This window comes from Acinetobacter sp. UBA6526, from assembly GCF_002434875.1.
Taxonomy (GTDB): Bacteria; Pseudomonadota; Gammaproteobacteria; order Pseudomonadales; family Moraxellaceae; genus Acinetobacter; species Acinetobacter venetianus.
The window spans coordinates 1-4,305 of the sequence record NZ_DJLC01000198.1 but is presented as its reverse complement, the minus strand read 5'-3'; the positions used below and the strand labels follow the sequence as shown (position 1 = coordinate 4,305).

3 protein-coding genes and 1 pseudogene are annotated in these 4,305 nt (G+C 36.4%); all 4 read right to left on the bottom strand.

The genetic code is table 11. The features are described from left to right. Positions 1-24: 24 nt before the first annotated feature. Positions 25-837 (bottom strand): annotated as a pseudogene (locus B4237_RS13500) (ATP-binding protein); the annotation flags it as partial. 27 nt (positions 838-864) lie between these two features. Further along, a complete protein-coding gene (locus tag B4237_RS13495) occupies positions 865-3,006 on the bottom strand; it encodes a Mu transposase C-terminal domain-containing protein (RefSeq protein WP_278595801.1) in 2,142 nt (713 codons plus the stop codon). Beyond that, positions 2,990-3,796 (bottom strand): heteromeric transposase endonuclease subunit TnsA, encoded by an 807-nt coding sequence (locus B4237_RS13490; RefSeq protein WP_004965069.1) that lies wholly within the window; start codon positions 3,794-3,796, stop codon positions 2,990-2,992. The genes B4237_RS13495 and B4237_RS13490 overlap by 17 nt, the downstream gene beginning before the upstream one ends. A gap of 154 nt (positions 3,797-3,950) precedes the next feature. After that, positions 3,951-4,305 (bottom strand): SIS domain-containing protein (locus B4237_RS13485; protein WP_286943564.1); only part of this gene is annotated, 355 nt, incomplete at its 5' end.

Here is a 4,305-nt window from a genome sequence, read left to right as displayed (position 1 = left end):
GAAATTTATTTATGCAACAAAGCCCCTTGCCTTTGGTGTACCCACCATAATGACGGGCAAACTAATCACATTAACGAGTGTGACAAAGAAATTTAACATTTTGTCGGCACCGCCAGAGTTCTTGATATTAAGGTGCTGTATTTCATCAATAATAAGCAAGCCAATTGCATGAAAATTTGCAATCTGACGCATTAAATTGAGTAACGTTTCAACACCATGACGCTTTAAAGCGTATTTAGCTTCATAGTTGGTATCAAGAGCAATATCAACGGCTCTAAAGAAATGTAAGCACAAGCTTTTTAAGGAACCGTCATGAGGACAGTCAATTTTTAAGTATACAATTTGGGTGAAGTTATACTTTTCGTGATAAATAACTTGTGGGTATACACTAAGAATATTATTGATCGTTGTGGTTTTACCGATTCCAGAACATCCGATAATACTCATACTTTGAGCTGTTGAACGAGCAGGCTCATACCTAAAAGCTGAAATATCACCTTTCATTGTTCGCTCATAACCATTCTGAATATGTTTGTTCAATTCTCCATTTGATATATTTCGACCGACATACCCTTGTCTTAACATAATTGAAAATTTTGTCCAAAGTTCAATATGTCGTTCAATTGGATGGAAAAAAATATTCAGTAATTGAGGAATAAGGTGTATACGCTGTGATGCTGGTAGAGATTGGTCTGTAATATCGAAATTTACTTTCCCTCTCAGTGCTTTAATAATATCAGGCGTATCCAGAATAGGAGGTAATGCTTCAATGAATGGATTGCCAGCATAATGCCCAATACTAGGTTGATATTCCTTAACAATGACTTTATTACTCATTCTATTCATCCTTATTCGTGAATAAAGTTATGGCTCATCATCTTCACTGAGTAAATCGTGGTATAGAGGGAAACGTAACTTTAAATCCTCATCAAGTTCGTCAGATGACTTCTTCCGCTTTGGCATAGGAATGACATTGCTCTGAGCATCTTGTGTGATTTCGGGCTTTATAACCCTTGTAGCAGTGTCATTAATACTGGAAGTCGTACCTTTCAATTTAGAACGTTCAAGCTCTTTTTCATGGCTTCGATTACTTCTGATTTCAGAGATTCGACTTTTCTGGCTTTGAGTAGACAATGGTGTTTCGCTACTAGCTTGTTGAATAATATCCATGATTTTTTGTTCTAGCTCAGATTGAGCTAAGTTGTTTTTTATGTCTTGTTTTTCAAAAGTTTTTTTCTGAACACTATTAATTTGCCAAACTTCCCAAAAACTATAGCCTCTAAATTCACGGGAATAGTCGGAAATCGTTGCCTCCCAATATTTCAGACTACTTTGTTCATAGAAAACATAAATTTTTTCTGCATTACTTGGATCATAGGCAGCATATAAAAACTTGGGTCGATTTATTGTATTTTGGCGGTGTAGCCAACCCTTTTCATATAATTCTGGGCAGGTATAAGTCACACCAAAAAGTTTCAAACCTCGGTTCGACAAAGTTACCTTTTCTCTAGGCAATAATGCGACGTAAACAGCCTGATCGGAAGCTGTTCGTAGTTTCCCCGTACGATGCTGTATTCCCCAGTTCCATAACGCCATTGGGACGGCTGGTAGGTCATGTGGTAAATCGATATCACGATCATAATTGTTGATTTGATGAAATTGGTTATATTTCAGAACTGATAAAAGAATAATTTTAGTGAATTCATCTAGATTAAGTGTTGCATCTAAACGGTAGTCCTTTCCACCTCGTTTCTTTGTGATCACATCTTGAACCACTCCTTTTGCAAAGGGTTTAAATTCAGCTTGTATTAATTTGAATCTGCTTTCAACAATTGGTTTTAGATCACCACGATAGGGTGGTGCATTCTCAAGCCTGATCGAAAAACTTTTTTCTAAATTCTCAACTTGATGACCAAATAACTCGGCTCGGTCAGCCAAAATCGCATCAGGCAAGCCGATACAAGGCCAGTTTTCATAAGTAATATCTATTCCATACTTTTTGCATAAAGCGACTTTATCTGTAAAAGCGCAATAAAGAGCTTGTATACTTGTTTTATAAGAAGCATTTTCTAAGCCAATATATAAGCCAGTAACCATACGACTAAAGACATCAATGACGAAGTAAATTGTTGGTCGGCCAATTATTCGGCTTCGATCAAGGTTAGAAACTAAATAGATATCAGCAATCGTGGCGTCTATTTCATACCGTGAACCAGGGCCAAGAACTTGTGTATTTACAGTAGAATGGAGCTGGCGTAAGTCTTTAGAGTACTCAATGTCGTTTGATCGCTTCTGTAAACGAGCTACTTGATTGTATTCTCGGTGATAAAAATACTGAAATTGGCGTAATGTAGGATATTCATTTTCAGGGATATCTGGGTAAAGTGTGCGATATAGCTTTTGAAATTCTCGATTGGCATATTTTAAAGAATGCTTCTTATTTGATAATAAATATTTGCTAATCGTGAGATGAAACAGACGTTCAATCTCTTGTGTAATAATAGCTCCAGTACCTTCTTTGTGAGTGCGCTTTCTTCCTAATTTTTGACTTGCAACTTTTTTGCTTCCTTTTGCACCAGAGTTTTGGTAGTTAGGGATTAAGGCATTTGGTGTCTGTCCTCTTTGCCAGTATTGTCTAAGCAAGCGGTATATTGTCTGTTTAGTAGATTTTTTATTATTTATAATTTCATTAATTAGTGAAGATCGGATACTGGGAATATAAAACTGTTCATTATCCACTATGGCTTTGATTAAATTATAATTTTCATCTCTTTTTAGCTGAGAAGTAGAATCTTTTTCGGGCTGGATGAGGGCAATTTCTTGGAATGGATCTTCAATTCGAAATACCTCAAAAGATTCAATGGCATGAAATAATTCCGTTTTGCTGATGATTTCAGGAAGTGCTTTCACATCATTGATATCAATCCAAACAATATGTTCAGATAAAATTTTGAGGATTCTGATCGAGAGATCCTGATACTGATATACATCATTGATTCGCAGCATAACGAACCTCCTCCCAAGTCGTTAGATTGCCTAATTGAATATTGGGTGGGACTAAATCTTTGTAATTTAATTTTAGGTCGAATTTAAAATAACGTTGAGCAAAAAGTACACGTAATTCTGATAGAGATGTACCTATCTCAAGGTCATAAGATGAATCAATTTTTTTTGCTAAGTTAATCAAGGATAAATTTGGATATTTATGGAACTGTTTTACATAGAATTCAATTTGATCATACAGATTGATGTGATCATTATCTCTAATGGCAGGATATAACCATTTAATGTTGTCAAAAACCACTTTAGGAATTTCTTGTTCAGTGATGATTTGCCAAGGGATTTCTTTGCTTTGCCAATAACGTCGTTCGATTTCTAGTTTCTCAATTGTACGGATATCTTCAAGATCTTTCTGGTATTTAGCTTGTATGCTAAATCGAGGATTCATAGCGTCGGAACTAAATACATAAAAATCTGTACTCATTATCTGCTTAATGCCTCTAACGGCAGGGTGTGGAATACAAGTTAAATGGGCGATTTCTTCAGTCTGTTCTATTCGGAGAGGGAATTGTTCTCGTATATCTTGAATCAGAGGATTCCATTCTAAAATTAAGAAAATAGCGAGCTCTAAGTCTGAGAGTAGATGGTGTGTCCGCTTTGTTTTATGGCCATAAACTCGATGAGAACGACCAAGTGATGATAGATCACGAACAGTCAACCACGGTTTATATGATGATAACTCACCATCACCTCGGCCATCTTTGATCCATTTCTGTTGTTGTTGGACTGAGAGCATAAAAAAACACCTGTTGTGTTCATCTGAAATGAGCATAACAGGTGTTCATAAAACAAACAATCTAGTATGATACTTTTTTGTTTAGTATGATACTTTATTGTTTGGTGTGAGGCTTTATTGTCTACTTACATGAACCTTTCTTCCATTTTTTTAATTATTCCACAGTAACACTTTTCGCAAGGTTACGAGGTTGGTCGACATCTGTACCGCGTAATACTGCAACATGATAAGAAAGCAACTGTACAGGTACGCTGTAAACAATAGGCGCTAACCATTCGTTCACTGCGGGGATATGTACAACATGCTGACGATCTTTTTCTTGAATGCCGCTGTTTTCATCTGCAAATACAAAAAGTTCGCCGCCACGCGCTTGAACTTCTTCCATATTCGATTTTAACTTATCGAGCATTTCGTCATTTGGCGCTAAGATCACCACAGGCATTTCATTATCGACTAATGCCAACGGACCATGCTTCAATTCACCTGCTGCATATCCTTCTGCATGAATA